This window comes from Actinocrinis sp., assembly GCF_035605935.1.
GTDB lineage: Bacteria > Actinomycetota > Actinomycetes > Streptomycetales > Catenulisporaceae > Actinocrinis.
This window is the reverse complement of the sequence record NZ_DATNGK010000085.1, coordinates 24,274-41,205: the sequence shown is the minus strand read 5'-3', so window position 1 is coordinate 41,205 and position 16,932 is coordinate 24,274. Positions and strand designations below refer to the sequence as shown.

13 protein-coding genes are annotated in these 16,932 nt (G+C 68.2%); 10 read left to right on the top strand and 3 right to left on the bottom strand.

Translation table 11 applies throughout. The annotated features are described in order from the left end of the window. Position 1 precedes the first annotated feature (1 nt). The 5 genes from VN779_RS07830 to VN779_RS07810 all read left to right on the top strand — a co-directional run bounded on the left by VN779_RS07830 (position 2) and on the right by VN779_RS07810 (position 5,737). Positions 2–2,089, top strand: a complete 2,088-nt coding sequence (locus VN779_RS07830) for a PhoH family protein (protein WP_349260697.1) — start codon at positions 2–4, stop codon at positions 2,087–2,089. Positions 2,090–2,097: 8 nt separating this feature from the next. Further along, positions 2,098–2,577, top strand: a complete 480-nt coding sequence (gene ybeY, locus VN779_RS07825) for an rRNA maturation RNase YbeY (protein WP_325721644.1) — start codon at positions 2,098–2,100, stop codon at positions 2,575–2,577. Positions 2,578–2,580: 3 nt separating this feature from the next. Continuing rightward, complete coding sequence (locus tag VN779_RS07820; RefSeq protein WP_325721643.1) at positions 2,581–4,065, top strand: hemolysin family protein; 1,485 nt, start codon at positions 2,581–2,583, stop codon at positions 4,063–4,065. Positions 4,066–4,089: 24 nt separating this feature from the next. Next, entirely contained in the window at positions 4,090–4,443 is a 354-nt protein-coding gene (locus VN779_RS07815) for a cytidine deaminase (RefSeq protein WP_325721642.1), read from the top strand. Positions 4,444–4,534: 91 nt separating this feature from the next. Next, positions 4,535–5,737, top strand: coding sequence for an LCP family protein (locus VN779_RS07810; protein WP_325721640.1), 1,203 nt, complete (start codon positions 4,535–4,537; stop codon positions 5,735–5,737). Positions 5,738–5,754: 17 nt separating this feature from the next. On the opposite strand, the gene VN779_RS07805 is transcribed toward VN779_RS07810, so the two are convergent. Then, positions 5,755–6,357: a TMEM165/GDT1 family protein gene (locus VN779_RS07805; protein WP_325721638.1), complete on the bottom strand. Its 603-nt coding sequence runs from the start codon at positions 6,355–6,357 to the stop codon at positions 5,755–5,757. An 82-nt stretch (positions 6,358–6,439) separates the two neighbouring features. Beyond that, complete coding sequence (locus tag VN779_RS07800) at positions 6,440–6,649, bottom strand: hypothetical protein (protein ID WP_325721637.1); 210 nt, start codon at positions 6,647–6,649, stop codon at positions 6,440–6,442. Between the two features lie 389 nt (positions 6,650–7,038). On the opposite strand from VN779_RS07800, the gene VN779_RS07795 reads away from it, so the two are divergent. Next, positions 7,039–8,010 (top strand): acyl-ACP desaturase, encoded by a 972-nt coding sequence (locus tag VN779_RS07795; RefSeq protein ID WP_325721635.1) that lies wholly within the window; start codon positions 7,039–7,041, stop codon positions 8,008–8,010. A 2-nt stretch (positions 8,011–8,012) separates the two neighbouring features. Here VN779_RS07795 and VN779_RS07790 read toward each other — a convergent pair whose 3' ends face one another. After that, positions 8,013–8,459 (bottom strand): VOC family protein, encoded by a 447-nt coding sequence (locus tag VN779_RS07790; protein WP_325721633.1) that lies wholly within the window; start codon positions 8,457–8,459, stop codon positions 8,013–8,015. 264 nt (positions 8,460–8,723) lie between these two features. Between VN779_RS07790 and VN779_RS07785 the strand changes: the two genes are divergently transcribed. From VN779_RS07785 to VN779_RS07770, 4 genes are all read left to right on the top strand, one after another. Further along, entirely contained in the window at positions 8,724–10,415 is a 1,692-nt protein-coding gene (locus VN779_RS07785; RefSeq protein WP_325721632.1) for a chaplin, read from the top strand. 171 nt (positions 10,416–10,586) lie between these two features. Next, the gene (locus VN779_RS07780; protein ID WP_325721631.1) at positions 10,587–11,351 is read left to right on the top strand and encodes a class E sortase; all 765 of its coding nucleotides are present in this window, start codon (positions 10,587–10,589) and stop codon (positions 11,349–11,351) included. Positions 11,352–11,671: 320 nt separating this feature from the next. After that, positions 11,672–15,055, top strand: a complete 3,384-nt coding sequence (locus VN779_RS07775; RefSeq protein ID WP_325721630.1) for a choice-of-anchor D domain-containing protein — start codon at positions 11,672–11,674, stop codon at positions 15,053–15,055. Positions 15,056–15,275: 220 nt separating this feature from the next. Further along, a complete protein-coding gene (locus VN779_RS07770) occupies positions 15,276–16,844 on the top strand; it encodes a cellulase family glycosylhydrolase (RefSeq protein ID WP_325721628.1) in 1,569 nt (522 codons plus the stop codon). Positions 16,845–16,932 lie beyond the last annotated feature (88 nt).

The window sequence follows — 16,932 nt, the reverse complement described above, 5'->3', positions numbered from 1 at the left end:
GATGGTGGCAGTCCTGGGCACTGGCGACAGCATCCTGCGGGTCATCGAGCAGCAGCTTCCCGGCCTCGACCTGCACGCCCGCGGCAACGAGATCACCGCGACCGGGCCGCGCGACGACGTCGAGCTCGCCGAGCAGCTGTTCGCCGAGATGCTGCTGGTGCTGCGTACCGGCGCGCCGCTGACCGACGACGCCGTCCAGCGTTCGATCAGCATCCTGCGCGCGGCCCGCAACGGCGAGTCCGGTGAGCGGCCCGCCGAGGTGCTGACCCAGAACATCCTGTCTAACCGCGGCCGCACCATCCGGCCGAAGACCGTGAACCAGAAGCGGTACGTCGACGCGATCGACCGGCACACGATCGTCTTCGGCATCGGCCCCGCGGGCACCGGCAAGACATATCTGGCGATGGCCAAGGCGGTACAGGCGCTCCAGGCCAAGGAAGTCACTCGGATCATCCTCACGCGCCCCGCGGTCGAGGCCGGCGAACGCCTCGGCTTCCTGCCCGGCACGCTCTACGAGAAGATCGACCCCTACCTGCGCCCGCTCTACGACGCGCTGCACGACATGATCGACCCCGACTCGATCCCGCGCCTGATGGCCGCCGGAACCATCGAGGTCGCCCCGCTGGCATATATGCGGGGCCGGGCTCAGCCCCTGTTTACAAAGGTCCTTACACCCGATGGTTTCCGCCCGATCGGGCAACTTCGGGTCGGCGACCTGGTCATCGGCTCGAACGGCGAGCCGACTCCGGTACTCGGCGTCTATCCGCAGGGCGAGAAGGACGTCTACCGCGTTTCCGCGCAGGACGGATCTTCGACACTCTGCTGCGGCGAGCATCTGTGGACCGTGCGGACCGCGGCCGACAAAAGGCGTAACAAGCCCTGGCGAGTGCTTGAGACACAGGAGATGATCGGCAATCTCCGCGCGGCCCATGCGCGGCGCTACGAGCTGCCGATGCTCACCGGTCCGGTGTGCCTGCCGGAGTCGCCCGTACCGATGGATCCGTATGTCCTCGGGCTACTGCTCGGTGACGGGTGTGTCACCGGGTCCACGACTCCGTCGTTCGCCACGGCGGACGCCGAGCTTGCAACGGCGCTCGAAGCCGCGCTGCCTGGCATGCGCGTGCGGCACAAGGGAGGCGTCGACTACGCGCTCAACCGGGTCAGGGCTCAGGGTGAGGTCATCACTCTCGAGAACCCGGTCACTCGGACGATGCGGACACTCGGCCTGCTCGGCATGGGGTCGCACGCGAAGTTCATCCCGGATGACTATCTGTACAACAGCGCCGAGGTTCGGGTCGCACTGCTTCAGGGGCTCTTGGACTCTGATGGCGATCCAGTGACGCAGGCGGGCCGAACCTGCCGGATTCAGTACACGACCACATCTGACGTGCTGTGCGAGAACGTTGTCGAGCTGGTGCGGTCGCTTGGCGGCGTCGCCTATGCGCGGCGGCGTTCGGCGCTCGGTCGCACGCCTGGTCTCGCGAACGGAAGGCCGGTCGCGTACCGGCATGACTCTCACGTCATCGACATCCGGCTGCCCGGGGGTATCGAGCCCTTCCGGCTCGCCCGCAAGCGCGACAAATACCGCGCCGAGGGTGGCGGGGGACGTCCGATGCGCTTCATCGACAGCATCGAGCCGATGGGCCGCGAAGAGACCGTGTGCATCCAGGTCGCGGCGGCGGACTCGCTCTACGTCACCGAGGACTACCTGCTCACGCACAACACGCTCAATGATGCATTCATCATCCTGGACGAGGCGCAGAACACCTCGGCCGAGCAGATGAAGATGTTCCTCACCCGGCTCGGCTTCGGGTCGAAGGTGGTTGTCACCGGCGACGTCACGCAGGTGGACCTGCCCGGCGGCACCCAGTCCGGGCTGCGCGTGGTGCAGGAGATTCTCGACGGCGTGGACGACATCCACTTCTCCCGGCTGACGAGTGTCGATGTGGTGCGTCACCGTCTGGTCGGCGAGATCGTGGACGCCTACGGGCGTTACGACGCGGCCCGGCAGGAGCGCGAGCAGGGCGGGGTCGCGCCGATGAACCGTGCGCAGCGCCGCGCCGCCCCACGCGCCCGCGCGGTGGGATGATTCGCGCCATGTCGATCGATATCAACAACGAGTCGGGCGTGGCCGTGGACGAGGCGGCCATCGTCGCGCTCGCCCGGCACGTCCTCGACCAGATGGGCATCCACCCGCTGGCCGAGCTGTCCATCCTGCTGGTCGACACCGCCGCGATGGAGCAGCTGCACATCCAGTGGATGGATGAGCCGGGGCCGACCGACGTGCTGTCCTTCCCGATGGACGAGCTGCGTCCCTCGCGGGCCGAGGACGACAACGAGCCGACGCCGGGGCTGCTCGGCGACGTGGTGCTGTGCCCCGAGGTCGCGACCAAGCAGGGCGAGGCGGCCGGGCATTCCATGGAGGACGAGCTGCACCTGCTCACCACGCACGGCATCCTGCACCTGCTCGGCTATGACCACGCCGAGCCGGACGAGAAGGCCGAGATGTTCGGGCTTCAGCAGGAGTTGCTTGACCGCTGGCGCAAGCAGGCCTCCGATGAGCGGCGCGGACGCTGAGCTGTGACCGCGACGATCGCGTGGCTTCTCGTCGGCGCAACGGTGTCGGTGCTGATCGCCGGGCTGGCTGCCGGGGTTGAGGCAGCGCTGGCCCGCATCTCCCGGGTGCGTGCGGCCGAACTACTTGAACGCGGCGAGCCGGGGGCGGCGCGACTCGTCCGGCTGACGGCGGACCCGGCGCGTTATGTCAACCTGGTGCTGCTTATCCGCGTAGTCGGCGAGATGGCCGCCGCGGTGATGGTCACCATGGTGTGTGCGCATCGCTGGGGTCTGACGTTGGGCACCGGCGCGCTGTCGGTAGCCATCATGGCCGTCGTCTCGTACGTCGCGGTCGGCGTCAGCCCGCGTACGCTCGGCCGCCAGCACGCCCCGCAGATCGCCGCGGCCGGAGCCGCGGTCCTGCTGCCGCTCGGCCGCATCCTCGGCCCGCTGCCGCGCGCGCTGATCGTGCTCGGCAATGCGCTGACACCCGGCAAGGGCTTTCGCGAAGGACCGTTCGCCACCGAGGCCGAACTGCGCGCGCTGGTCGACATCGCCGAGCAGAACAGCGAGATCGAGGCGGCCGAGCGGCGCATGGTGCACTCGGTGTTCGAACTCGGCGACACGCTCGTCAAGGAGGTCATGGTCCCGCGCACGGACATGCTGTTCATCGAGCGCGGCAAGACCTTGCGGCAGGCGCTGAACCTGGCGCTGCGCAGCGGGTTCTCCCGGATTCCAGTCACCGGCCAGAACGCGGACGACGTGGTCGGCATCGTGTATCTCAAGGATCTGGCGCGGCGGATGTACGAGGGCAGTCCGGAGGCCGACCCGCTGTCCGTGCCCGTCGAGGCGGTCATGCGGGCCGCCACGTATGTGCCGGATTCGAAGCACGCTGATGAACTGCTGCGCGACATGCAGGCTCAGCGCATCCACCTGGCGATCGTGATCGACGAGTATGGCGGCACGGCCGGACTGGTCACTATCGAGGACATCCTCGAGGAGATCGTCGGAGAGATCGCCGACGAGTACGACCTGGGCAAGCCACAGGTGGAATGGTTGGCCGGCCCAGGAGATCTGAGCGGTGGGGCGCGCGTGTCCGCGCGGCTCGGCCTTGATGAACTCGGCGAGCTGTTCCACCGCGACCTTGAGGACGAGGACGTCGAGACGGTCGGCGGCCTGCTCGGCAAGCGGCTCGGCAAGGTGCCGATTCCGGGCGCCACGGTACGCATCGACGGGCTCACCATCACCGCCGAGTCCACTGAGGGTCGCCGGCGCAGGATCGGCACGGTTCTGGTTCAGGCGGCGCCGGACGAGGACGAAGATGGCGGCGAGCAGCCAGCACTGTCGCGTGCCCCTGACTCAACCGGCGCTGAGTCTCGTGGTTCGCAATCACGGAGCCTCGAGTCACCGGCCGGCTATTCACGTGACGAGGCGTCGGGCGAGGGGAGCCGCAACGGCTCACGTCCGGTCGACGACTTCGATCCGGTCGACGCCGATTCCGATGATTGAGATTGAACGCGAGGAACTGAACCGATGACCGCCGAGCAGCCCGCGACCGTAGCACCGCTCGATCCGGAAGACGCGAAGATCATCACGCTGGCGCGATCCGCTCGAGCCCGCAACCGCACGCCGGAAGGCGCCGCGGTGCGCGACGCCACCGGCCGTACCTACGCCGCGGTGACCGTGTCGCTGCCCTCGCTGAAGCTCTCCGCGCTCGAAGTCGCGGTAGCGATGGCGCTCTCCTCGGGCGCCGACCGGCTGGAAGCGGCCGCGATCGTGTCCGAGGCGCCCGGACTCGCCGACGCCGATTTCGCGGCTGCCCGGGACCTCAACGTCGGCGCGGTGTTTCTCGCCGCACCCGACGGCGCCGTGGTTACCCGGCGATAGTCACGTCGCAGAATCGTGACAGTTCTGCACGAAAGTGCGCCGTGGCGCGCGCCACAGCACCTCGGCGGCGGGCTTGTCGTACGGTGGCACGGTGAGCGGTAACGGTTCAGACCGGTACTACGGCAGCGGCGGCGGTGGCGGCCGGTGGCCTGAGTTCGACCCCGAACAGGTCACTCAGGACGCCCCGGCGCGCGATCCGCTGGCCCCGTCTACCTCGACCTATGGACGCGGCGGCAAGAGCACCAGGCCACCGCGGGAGCCGCGCGCGCCGGGTTCGGGCCGCCCGGGCGGCCGGCGCAGTTGGGTGCGTATCACCGTGCTCACGCTGCTCGCGCTCATCGTCGTCTTCGTGGGCACCGGGATCGGCACCTGGCTGTGGGCTTCCGGCAAGGTGACCAAGGTGGCCGCGCTCTCCGACTACGACGGCAGGCCGGCGCAGGGCGCGGGCACGAACTGGCTGGTCGTCGGCTCCGACAGCCGCTCGAATCTGACCCAGGCTCAGAAGAACGAGTTGCATGTCGGCTCGGACCAGGGCCAGCGCACCGACACCATCCTGCTGCTGCACTACGGCTCCGGCGCGCCCGCCTTGATCTCCATCCCGCGAGACTCGTACGTCACCATCCCGGCGTACACGGACTCCTCCGGCACGGCGCACAGCGCGCGTAAGAACAAGATCAACGCGGCCTACGACCTCGGCGGCGCGCCGCTGCTGACCAAGACGGTCGAGATGGCCACCGGCGTACGCGTCGACCACTACATGGAGATCGGCTTCCTCGGTGTCGTCAACGTCGTCGACGCGGTCGGCGGCGTGCACCTCTGTCTCGATGCACCAGTGAAGGACAGTCATTCCGGTGCGGATCTGCCGGCCGGTTGCCAGAACCTGAACGGCACGCAGTCGCTCGCGCTGATCCGCACCCGCTACTCGCTGGCCAACTCCGACATCAGCCGGATGGCGAACCAGCAGAAATTCGTGGCCGCGCTGGCCAAATCCGCGATGCGGCCGGGCGTCGAGTTCAACCCGTTCACGCTCTACCCGTTCCTGGACTCGGCGCTCGGGGCGATCGCGGTGGACAACGGTTCCGGTCTGTCCGACCTGGTGAGCATGTCCAGGAAGGTGGGGCCGATCACCGGCGGCAAGGGCAACGTCGGTACCGTCCCGATCAAGAACGAGGGCTACCAGGTCTCGGGCCTCGGCTCGACGGTGCTGTGGGATTCCACGAGGGCGCAGCAGTTGTTCGGCGCGCTGAATCAGGGCACGGCGATCCCCGGCGGACTGCTGAACCGGATCGGGTGACAGCCGCGCGCTGGTTCTCAGCCGCGGATGGCTGAGATCAGCGAGATCACCGCGAGCACCGCCATGATCACGGCCGCGACGCGGGTAATCCACTTGAGTGAAATGAGCCGCAGCAGCGCCTGACCGCCCAGGATCGCCAGCGCGGCGACCGCCCACAGCGCCACCACGGCGCCGATGCCGACCGGCAGCCAGTCGTACTTGGCGGCGAGATTCGCGGTGACGATCTGGGTCAGGTCGCCGAACTCCGCGATCGTGATGACGGTGAAGCTGGTCAGCAGCGCGCGCCAGGTGCCGTTGCCGGGCTTCGCGCTGAGCGCCGCCTCCTCGGCCTCGCTTTCCGCCTCCGCGTCGTCCTGCCGGCCGTGCCGGAAGATCAGGAACGCGCCGAGCAGGAACAGTGCGGCGACGATCCCTTCGAGGGTGCGGTGCGGCAGCAGCGAGAGCAGCGCTCCGGCCGCCAAAGCGATCGCGACCTGCACAGCGAAACCGCCGGCGGCGCCGATGAACACATCCCGGGCGCGGTACTTGGTCGCCAGCACCAGGCTGGCTAACGCGGTCTTATCGGGTAGTTCGGCGAGGAAGACCACGCCGAAGGTGGTGGCTATGACGGCAGCGTTCACTGGGCGCTGTTCATCGCTCGATGTTCACTGATCGGTCCACGGGCCTCGACGCTGTCCTCCGGTCGGCTTTGCAGCGACCAGTCTAATCGCCGTACAACGCCCGCTTGAGCGCGATCATGCCGATGATGACGCCTGCCACCGCGAGGCCGACCACGATGCCGATCAGGAACGGCGCGTGCTCCTGCACCGCGAGCAGCGCGGTGATCAGGCCGATGCCGACGGCGGGCAGCACGGTCGAGCGGGTCAGGATGCGCGGGCGCTTGGTCGCGGCCGCCGCGGGCTTGGTCGCCATGCGCAGAGCGTAGGGCAGCGCAGGCCAGGCGCGGAAGGGGCGAAGTGTCCCGGAAAAGCACATCGCCGCATCGGTGCGGCGATGCGGCGATGTTTATTCAATTCAGCGCTCCGGACCGGCCCGGCTCAGGGGCCGAGCGGTTCGGGGCCTGGGCTCCTGGGCGCGCTATGCGCGGCCCCCGGAGTCCACCCTCGACTACGAGAGTGGCTGAGATCACGTTATTTGTCAACTCGCGCAACAAAACTCTGCGGAGGTCGAGTGACGGGCCTGCTCCGCCCTGATTGTGCGCTCTCTCAGCTTCATAAGCTACGTTGGCGTAACCTACGCAATCGTAGGTTACCCGTGCACATCCAACGTGCACGTCCGAACCGGCCCCCCAGGAGCCAGCCGTGCCCCTTCCGACCGACTCCCGTCCCACCGCCGACGCCGTGGACCAGACCGCGCTGCTGTACGAGCTCGAACCCGTCGTGGAAGAGAACCTCAACCGCCATCTCGCGGTGGCCAAGGAGTGGTTCCCGCACGCGTACGTCCCGTGGAGCGAGGGCCGGGACTTCGACGGACCGCTCGGCGGCACGCCGTGGGAATCGGGTCAGTCCAAGCTGGACGAGACGGCGCGCACCTCGCTGATCCTCAACCTGCTGACCGAGGACAACCTGCCGAGCTATCACCACGAGATCGCGTTGCTGTTCGGCCGGGACGGCGCCTGGGGCACGTGGGTGCACCGCTGGACCGCCGAGGAGGGAAGGCACGGCACGGCGATCCGCGACTACCTGCTGACCACGCGCGCAGTCGACCCGATCGCCCTTGAGCGGGCTCGGATGACTCACATGTCTACCGGCTACGTGTCGCCGAATTCGCGGCAGTTCGTCAACTCGGTGGCCTATGTGTCGTTCCAGGAGTTGGCGACGCGCATCTCGCACCGCAACACCGGCGTCTACAGCGGCGAACCGCTGTGCGAGCAGCTGCTGACCCGGATCGCTGCGGACGAGAACCTGCACATGATCTTCTATCGCAATCTGCTGTCAGCGGCCTTCGACGCGGCGCCGGACGCCACGATGGAGGCGGTGCTCGACGTGGTCAAGGGGTTCCAGATGCCCGGCGCCACGGTGGAGAACTACACCCGCAAGTCGGTCGAGATCGCGCTCGCGGGGATCTACAACCTGCGCATCCACCGCGACGAGGTTCTCGTTCCGGTGCTGCGGAACGTGAAGGCTTTGGAGCGCACGGACCTCGGCCCGGCCGGCGAGCGCGCCCGCGAGGAACTGGCCGGGATCCTCGACGCGCTCGACGTCGCCGCCAGCCGCTTCGAGGAGAAGCGGGACGCGCGCCTGGCTCGACGGGCCGAGTCCGCACAGCGTTGAACTCATGACTCTGGGATGACCGGCAGCCCGGCCGCGTCCAGCGGCCAGAACGGGTTGTGCGCCACCTCCCACAAGTGGCCGTCTGGGTCGGCGAAATAGCCTGAGTAGCCGCCCCAGAAGACCTGCTGCCCTTGCTTGACCAACGTGCCGCCGGCGGCGACCGCTGCATCAAGCGCCGCGTCGACCTCCTGCGCTGACGCGACGTTGATCGCGAGGGCGATATGCCGGAAGCCGTCACCGGCGGAGGGCACGCCCGCGTCGGCGGCCAGATCACTGGACGGGAAAAGCGAAAGCAGCGCGCCGGCAGTACGGAAGAAGCTCACGCCGTCGCCCGCGTTCGCCACCTGCGGCCAGCCGAGGCGCTGGTAGAAGGTGGTGGCGCGGGCGAGGTCTGATACGCCGAGGGTGACGAGGCTGATGCGCGGCGGCGGGAAGGCGGCGGTCGACATGCCGGAAAGCCTGCCAGGCACTACCGACAATGCAGCTGGGCATTCCCTTCGACGGTGGACGGCGCGGGTCGTCGCGCTCTTCATTGTGCGATGACGCTGTGATTACACGTCATGAGCTGCGAACTAAATACTCGTATCAGTATTCACTCATGAAGCCGTAGCGAGCGTGACCATCACCCTTCTGGGCCGTTTCGCGGAGAAGGCGGCACCTTTCCGATCGCCGCTTTCTCCTCTACTGATCAGAAGAGGTCCTCCATGTACGACATGGCCAAGCGCAGCCTGGCCTTCACGGTCGCGACGGGTGGGTTGCTGCTGACCGGGACGGGCTATGCCCCGGCCGAAGCGGCCGTCGGCTTCGGCGCTCTCCCCGGCCCGGCGCAGGCCCAGGGGTCCGCCGCGAACCAGGCATCGTCCCCGTCCAGTGTCAGCACTCCCATCAGTGTCAGCGGACCCGAAGGCATCCAGCCGAAGGCTGCTCCAGAGAACGTCCACGTCCTGAAGCCGGCCGCGCCGCACCTTCCGGCGGATTCCGGCTCCGGTGCCGGCGCCTCGGCGACCAGCACGGTGAAGGACTCCAAGGGCATCCTGTCCGGCAACACCGTACAGATCCCGATCGACCTCGGCCTGAACCTGTGCACCAACCAGGTCGGCGTCGGGGCCGTGGGCAACCACGTCGCGCCGAGCGCCTGTGGCGGCTCGAACGCGGCCGGCGGGTCGAAGAGCGGTTCGTCGGCGACGGCGAGCACCAGCCACTCCGGTGGCATCCTGTCCGGCAACACCATCCAGGCGCCGATCAACGCGCCCCTGGAGGTGTGCGGGAACCAGGCGATCGCCATCGGCCTGAAGAACACCGTGCACGGCACCACCTGCCCGGCCCCGGGTTCCGGCGACGGCGCGGGCAGCACCGGCGGCGGAGCCAAGGCGACGGCGGTCACCGACCACTCCGGTGGCATCCTGTCCGGCAACATCATCCAGGCGCCGGTGAACCTGCCGATCAACGCCTGCGGTAACCAGGCCAACGTCATCGCTGCCAAGGACAAGCTCAGCGGCAGCGACTGCTCCACGAACCCGACCGGCTCCAACACCTACGGCGGCTCGAGCGCGACCGCGGTCGTGCTGCACTCCGGTGGTCTCGGGTCGGGCAACGTGGTGCAGACCCCGATCAACGTGCCGGTCAACGCGTGCGGTAACCAGGCCAACGTCATCGCACTGGACAACCGCGACGGCGGCTCGACGTGCGTCAACGAGGCCGGTACCAGCTCGGCGACCAGCATGATCGCGTACTCGGGCGGCATCGCGTCCGGCAACTCGGCGCAGGTTCCGATCAACGTGCCGATCAACGCGTGTGGCAACCAGGTCAACGTGATCGGTGTCAAGAACAAGGTCGGCGGCTCCGAGTGCTTCATCCCGGGCCCGCCGAGCGCGACCAGCACCAGCATCGTCACGCACTCGGGCGGAGCCCTGTCGGGCAACGAGGCCAACGTGCCGATCAACGTCCCGCTGAACGTGTGCGGTAACCAGGCCACTGTCATCGGGCTCGACAACAAGACCGGCACGGTGCTGTGCGGCCAGGAGTCCACGCCTCCGGCGACGCCGTCGGCTTCGGCCTCTTCGTCGCCGAGCATGTCGGCGAGCAGCTCGCCGTCTTCGTGCAGCTACTGCTCGTCGTCACCGTCGGCTTCGGCCTCGTCCTCGCCGAGCATGTCGGCGAGCAGCTCGCCGTCTTCGTGCAGCTACTGCTCGTCCTCGCCGTCGGCTTCGGCCTCTTCGTCGCCGAGCAACTCGGCGACGTCGACCACGCCGGGCACGCCGAGCACTCCGTCCAAGCCGCACCACGGTGGTTCGCTGGCCGGCACGGGCACCGAGGAGGGCGCGATCGCGGCGATGGCCGGGGCCGCGCTGCTCGCGGGCGTCGGGCTGCGCGCAGCCTCCAAGCGCGGGCGCCGGCAGCACTGAGCCGGGCGTCCGTCGTACGGTCATGAGACGACCGAATAACTGAATAAGAGGGCAGATCCCAACTCTTCGGGATCTGCCCTCTGTTTTACCGACAAGCCGGTAGGATCGGGCGCGCCGCTGTCGGGGTGTCAGCCGGCTGACCGGTCAATCGAAGGGACGGAAGGAGCGCACGTGTCCGACGGATTCGATGTCTACGATCCAGGCGGCGGATACGACCTCTACGACACCTCTCCGGGCACGACAGCCGCGCGGCCCTGGACCCGGTACCTCGGTGGGCTCGGCGAAGCGCTGATCACGCTCGGGCTGATCATCGCGCTCTACGCGGTGTACGAGCTCTGGTGGAGCAACATCACCGCCGGCCAGCAGACCGCCCGCAACTCCGCGGCCCTGCTGCACCACTGGGCTGATGCCTCGCCGCCCACCGCGACCAAGCCCAGTGACGCGATCGCGACCGGGCAGAGCTTCGGATTCCTCTACATCCCGGCCTTCGGTCCGGACTGGCGTGCGCTGATCATGCAGTCCGTCGACCGAACCAGGGTGCTGAATACCGGCGCGGTCGGCCACTACACGCAGCCGCCCTCGGCCCTGCCCTGGGACGCCTCCGGCAATTTCGCGATCGCCGGTCACCGGGACGGCCACGGCATGGTCTTCCGCGATCTGGACCAACTCGCCGCGGGGGACCGCGTGTACGTGCAGACCGCATACGGCTGGTTCGTCTACCAGTTGGACCGCGAAGCATCTTCGGTGCCGATCAACGATGTCGGCGCGGTGGAGCCGATCCCGGTCGGTTCCGGGTTCACCAAGCCCGGCAGGTACATCACGCTCACCACGTGCACGCCGATGTATATCGACTCAAGCCGAATGGTGTGGTGGGGCCACCTGATCGAGCAAACGCCAAAGGGGCGGACACCGGCTGGCGTGACACCCATTTCTTAAGCCCCGGCGGCGGTTCCGGGTAAGCGTCGGCCGCCTACCTTGGATGAGTACGAGCCATGGCAGAACCGCGCAAATCGCCGCGGCGTTGGTTCGGATTTCGTCACGGTTCGGAACCTTGCCGATTCGCGCGCCCGCGCAGGCCGTAGCCTCTCCTCGCAGTTGCGCCTCATGCTGCCCGGCGCCGGAACAGCACAGCTTTCAGAGGGGGGAAGCCGGTGAACGTCGTGCGTGGATATCCGCGTGCCGCTTTCATAGGTTTGATCACGGCCGGACTCATATCCGCAGCCGCCTATGTGGCCTTTCCGGCGCACGGGCAGGAGGTGACCGTCTCCCAGGACACCCTGCGCACCGGCTGGGACCAGAGTGAGACGACCCTGGACCCCGCGTCGGTCAGCGCCTCGGACTTCGGCCAGCAGTTCGCGGCCACGCTCGACGGCCAGGTGTACGCCCAGCCGCTCGTCATCGGCAACACGCTGATAGCCGCGACCGAGAACGACAAGGTCTACGGTCTGGACAAGTCGAGCGGCGCGATCCTGTGGACCGACAATTTCGGTCCGGCCTGGCCCGCCTCCACCATCGGCTGCTCGGACCTGACGCCGAACCTCGGCATCTCCGGGGCTCCGGTCTACGACTCGGCGTCCGGATACGTGTATCTGGTCACGAAGGTCAATGACGGTGCGGATGCGCTGCACCCGCACTACTACATGCACGCGGTCAATCCGACCAGCGGTGCGGAGAAGCCGAGCTTCCCTGTGGCCATCGGCGGCCACCCCTCGAACGACGCGTCAGCTACCTTCGACGCGGCTTACCAAGGCCAGCGGCCGGGCCTGCTGTTCCTCAACGGTGTCGTGTACGCCGCCTTCGGCTCGCACTGTGACTACGGACCCGACTACCGCGGATACGTCGCGGGCGTCTCCACGGCCGGCAAGCAGACCGCGCTGTGGTCTGACGAGACCGGCACCGGCAACAACGGCGGCGGAATCTGGGCCGGCGGCGGCGGCCTCGTCTCCGACGGCGACGGACAGATCATCTTCGCCACCGGCAACGGCGTCTCCCCGGCTCCCGGCCCCGGGAACGCTCCTCCCGGCAACCTGGCCGAGTCGGTGGTCCGGCTGCACGTGAACGCGGACGGCTCGCTCTCGCCGACCGACTTCTTCAGCCCGCACGACGCGACGAAGATGGACGCCAACGACACCGACTTCGGCTCGGGCGGCCCGCTGGCGCTGCCGGACGGATACGGCACGGCGGCGCACCCGCACCTGCTCGTGCAGATGGGCAAGGACGGCCGGCTTTTCCTGCTCGACCGGGACAACCTCGGCGGTCACGCGGCGTCTACGGGTACTGACGCCGTGCTCGGTATGGTCGGCCCGTTCCAGGGACTGTGGGGGCACCTCGCGTTCTACGGCGGCGACGGCGGCTACGTGTACGTGGTCGGCAACGGCGGTCCGCTGCGCGCGTTCAAGGTGGGCGTCGACGGTTCCGGGAACCCGGCGCTGAGCCTCGTCGGCACCAGCACGGGCTCCTTCGGCTACACCTCCGGCTCGCCGGTGGTGACCTCCAACGGCACGACCTCCGGCACCGGGGTGGTGTGGGTCGTGTGGTCCTCCGGACCGACCGGCGCCAACGCCGAACTGCGGGCGTACAGCCCAGAACCGAACGGCAGCGGCGCGCTGACCGAACTGTGGTCCTCGCCGATCGGCACCGCGGTCAAGTTCACCACCCCGGCCACCAGCGACGGCCGCGTCTACGTCGGCACTCGCGACGGCAAGATCCTCGCCTTCGGCCGGCCGGCCAACTCCGCGCTCACCGGTTCGCCGGTGTCCTTCGGGAACATCCCGGTCAGCACGACCGGCAACGCGACGTTGACCGTCACGGCCGCCAAGTCGCTTAATGTCACCGCGATCTCCGCCACCTCGCCGTTCGCGGTCACCGCCCCGGCGCTGCCGCACGCGATGAACTCCGGCGACACGCTGTCGATCCCGATGACCTTCGTTCCGGGCGGCACGGGGACGATCAGCGGGACAGTCACGGTGACCACCGACTCCGGGCCAGTCTCGTTCACCGCCTCCGGCTACGGCACCAAACCAGGCCTCGGCGCGAATCCGCCGAACGCCGTCTTCGACGACCAACCGGTGGGCCTGAGCGTCACTCAGAACATCCAGGTGACCAACACGGGTACGGACACTGAGACGATCGGCGCGGTCACCGCTCCCGCCGCGCCGTACGCGGTCACCGGGCTGCCCGCGCCCGGCGCCACTGTCGCGCCCGGCGGCTCGTTCATCGCCTCGGTCACCTACAACCCGACCGTGACCGGGACGAATACGGACTCGATCACAGTCACCTCGACCTCGCCGGACGACCCCGGCGTGACGCACACGGTGACGATCTCGCTGACGGGCAACTCGATCGTCGGCCAAGGCCACTTGACCGTCTCGCCGTGGCCGCTGGACTTCGGCATGGTTCCGCTCGGTTCCACGGTCACCAAGACCTTCAGCATCACCAACACCGGGAACATCCCGGTGACCGTGACCAAGGCCAAGGCGCCGGACTCGGACTTCAGTTCAGCCTCGCCGCTGCCCGAAGGCCAGGTGATCGGCCCGGACCAGACATACGTCCAGCAGGTGACCTTCACTCCGACCTCGATCGGCGCAAAGACCGCGCAGTACGAGATGACCAGCGACGACGGGCAGGGCGCCCGCTTCCTGCCGATCTCCGGAACGGCGACCGGCGTCGTGCCGCCCATCACGACGGGCTGGCAGTTGAATGGTTCGGCCACGGCGACCGGCGCGGCAGGCACGATCCAGCTGACTCCGGCGGCCACCGCCGAGGTCGCCGGCTCGGCCTTCTCGACCACGCCGGTGTCCACCAACAATCTCGCGGCTTCGTTCACCGCGCAGTTGAACGGCGGTACCGGGGCGGACGGGCTGACCTTCTCGCTGATCGACGCGACGCAGAACCAGCCGACCGCGGTCGGCACTCCGGGCGGGGGCCTCGGTCTCGACGGCCTGAGCGGCATCGGCGTGGCGCTCGACACGTTCTGGAACGCGAAGGTCAATTCGGCCAACTACGTCGCGATCGCGACCGGCTCGGACAACGGCTTGGGCTCGGCCACGTATCTCGCGACCGCCCCGGTTCCGGCGCCGTTGCGCACCGGTACGCATGCGGTGACCGTGACGGTCCTCGCGGGTGTCATCACCGTGTACGTAGATGCGGCCCAGGTTCTGACCTACAAGCCGGCAGCGGGTCTGATTCCGGCGACCGCGTACGCGGGCTTCACCGCAGGCAACGGAGGAAAGACCGACCTGCACGCGGTGAGCAACATCGCCATCGCCACATCTCCGGCCTCTGCGACGGTCACGGCGCCCACGGCCAGTCCGGGCGTCGTGTCGTTCGTGGGCGTGCCGGTGGGCTTCCACAGGCTCACCGCGGTGACGCTGAAGAACACCGGCCTGGTGCCGGTGGTGGTCACCGCAGCGACCGCTACCGGACTGACCGGCGAACTCGGAGTCTCCACCCTGCCCGCGGTGGGCACGGTGATCGCGGCAGGCGGCTCGATCACGGTGAACGTCACCTTTGTACCGACCATGCTGAGCAAGGTGACCGGCTCGCTCGTGGTGACGACGACCGGCGGAACGATGACCGTTCCGGTCACCGGCGCCACCTGGCCGTTACCCGGCGTGCTGCACACCGTGAAAGCCCACTGAAAGCGCCCGCCTCAGTAGGCGCCTAGGCGCGGATCCCGGCCCGTGCGTGCACTCCTTCGTGAAAGGAATGCATGCACGGGCCGAGTCGTCCCTGGTGTCGCGAGTGCACCACATGCAACTTTCAGGTCTACTTGATCGGTTAAGTAAGCGGTCCTACCGTGCAAGGGCACCAGAGCCCGGCACCGTCGCCGTGCGCTCATTTGCCCACGGAGGTTTCTGCATGGATACGCTCCACAACCGCTCTGCACGGCTGCGCGCCGCGCTTGCCAGCATGGGCGTCGCCGCGCTGGCCGCGGGCGCCGGGCTCGTCGCGCTCACCACCGGCCCGGCCTCGGCTGCCACGCCGGCTTGCTCCGTCACCTACACCGTCAGCAGTCAATGGCCCGGCGGCTTCGGCGCGAGCATCACCATCGTCAACAACGCGTCCGCGATCAACGGCTGGACGCTCGGCTTCTCCTTCGGCGCCGGACAGAGCGTCACCCAGGGCTGGAACGGTACCTGGACGCAGAGCGGCTCGAACGTCACCGTCGCCAGCCTGAGCTGGAATGCCTCGCTCCCGACCGGCGGCTCGGTGCAGCTCGGCTTCAACGGTTCCTGGACGGGCAGCAACCCGGTGCCGGCCGCGTTCACGCTCAACGGCACCACCTGCAACGGCGCGTCCGCGAGCGGCAGCCCGACGCCCTCAGCCAGCCCGTCGAAGTCGGCCTCGCCGAGCGCGTCCCCGTCCTCCTCGCCTTCGGCCTCGCCCTCCGGATCAAGCGGTGGCGGCGGCTCGGCTCCGCAGTTGCACGTCTCCGGCAACAAGATCGTGACCGGTAGCGGCGCCACCTGGACTCCGCACGGCGTGAACCGCTCCGGCGGCGAATACGAGTGCGTACAGGGCTACGGCATCTGGGACGGCCCTACCGATCAGGCCTCTGTCACCGCCATCAAGAGCTGGAACGCCAACGCGGTGCGCATCCCGCTCAACGAGGCCTGCTGGAACGGCGAGTCGTACGTCACCTCGGCAGATGCGGGCTCGAACTACATCAACGCGGTCAAGGCCTTTGTCAGCCTGCTGAACTCGAACGGACTCGTGGCGATCCTGGACCTGCACTGGACTGACGGCACATACACAGGCAACTCCTCCGGCTGCTCGAGCGCGACCGCGACTTGCCAGAAGCCGATGCCGGACGCCGCGCAGGCCATTGCGTTCTGGACCTCGGTCGCCAACACCTTCAAGGGCAACAACGCGGTCATCTTCGACCTGTTCAATGAGCCCTACGCCTCGCGCGCGACCGGCGACACCACCTCCGGGTGGTCCTGCTGGAAGAACGGCGGCACCTGCAACGGAATCGGTTATCAGGTGGCCGGCATGCAGGGCATGGTCAACGCGGTGCGCGGCACCGGCGCCAGCAACGTGCTGATGCTCGGCGGGGAGGAGTACTCCAACGACCTGACCGGTTGGCTGGCCAATGAGCCCACCGACCCGGATCACAACCTGGTCGCCTCGTTCCACGACTACAACTTCAACACCTGCGCGCCGCAGTCCTGCTGGACCAGCCAGGTCGCCCCGGTCATCGCCAAGGTCCCGGTCATCGCCGGCGAGATCGGCGAGAACGACTGCTCCGGCAGCTTCATCAACCCGCTCATGTCCTGGCTGGACTCACAGGGCACCGGCTACCTTGCCTGGACTTGGGACAACTGGTCCGGCGGCTGCTCCAGCGGCCCGACCCTGATCACCGACTACACCGGCACGCCGACCAACTTCGGCGCGGCGTACAAGGCGCATATCACGACACTGCCGTAGTCGGCCGCCCGCCTGAGATCCGAGCACCTCAGGCGGGAACGACACCGCGCCGCGGTCCCTCCGCACTAGGGACCGCGGCGCGGCTTGT

Coding starts and splice junctions, on each gene's coding strand:
- VN779_RS07790 (WP_325721633.1), bottom strand. CDS start 8,459: ATGTCGACCGCCGCCTTCCCGCCGCCGCGCATCAGCCTCGTCACCCTC.
- VN779_RS07815 (WP_325721642.1), top strand. CDS start 4,090: ATGACCGCCGAGCAGCCCGCGACCGTAGCACCGCTCGATCCGGAAGAC.
- ybeY (WP_325721644.1), top strand. CDS start 2,098: ATGTCGATCGATATCAACAACGAGTCGGGCGTGGCCGTGGACGAGGCG.
- VN779_RS07830 (WP_349260697.1), top strand. CDS start 2: ATGGTGGCAGTCCTGGGCACTGGCGACAGCATCCTGCGGGTCATCGAG.
- VN779_RS07785 (WP_325721632.1), top strand. CDS start 8,724: ATGGCCAAGCGCAGCCTGGCCTTCACGGTCGCGACGGGTGGGTTGCTG.
- VN779_RS07770 (WP_325721628.1), top strand. CDS start 15,276: ATGGATACGCTCCACAACCGCTCTGCACGGCTGCGCGCCGCGCTTGCC.
- VN779_RS07800 (WP_325721637.1), bottom strand. CDS start 6,649: ATGGCGACCAAGCCCGCGGCGGCCGCGACCAAGCGCCCGCGCATCCTG.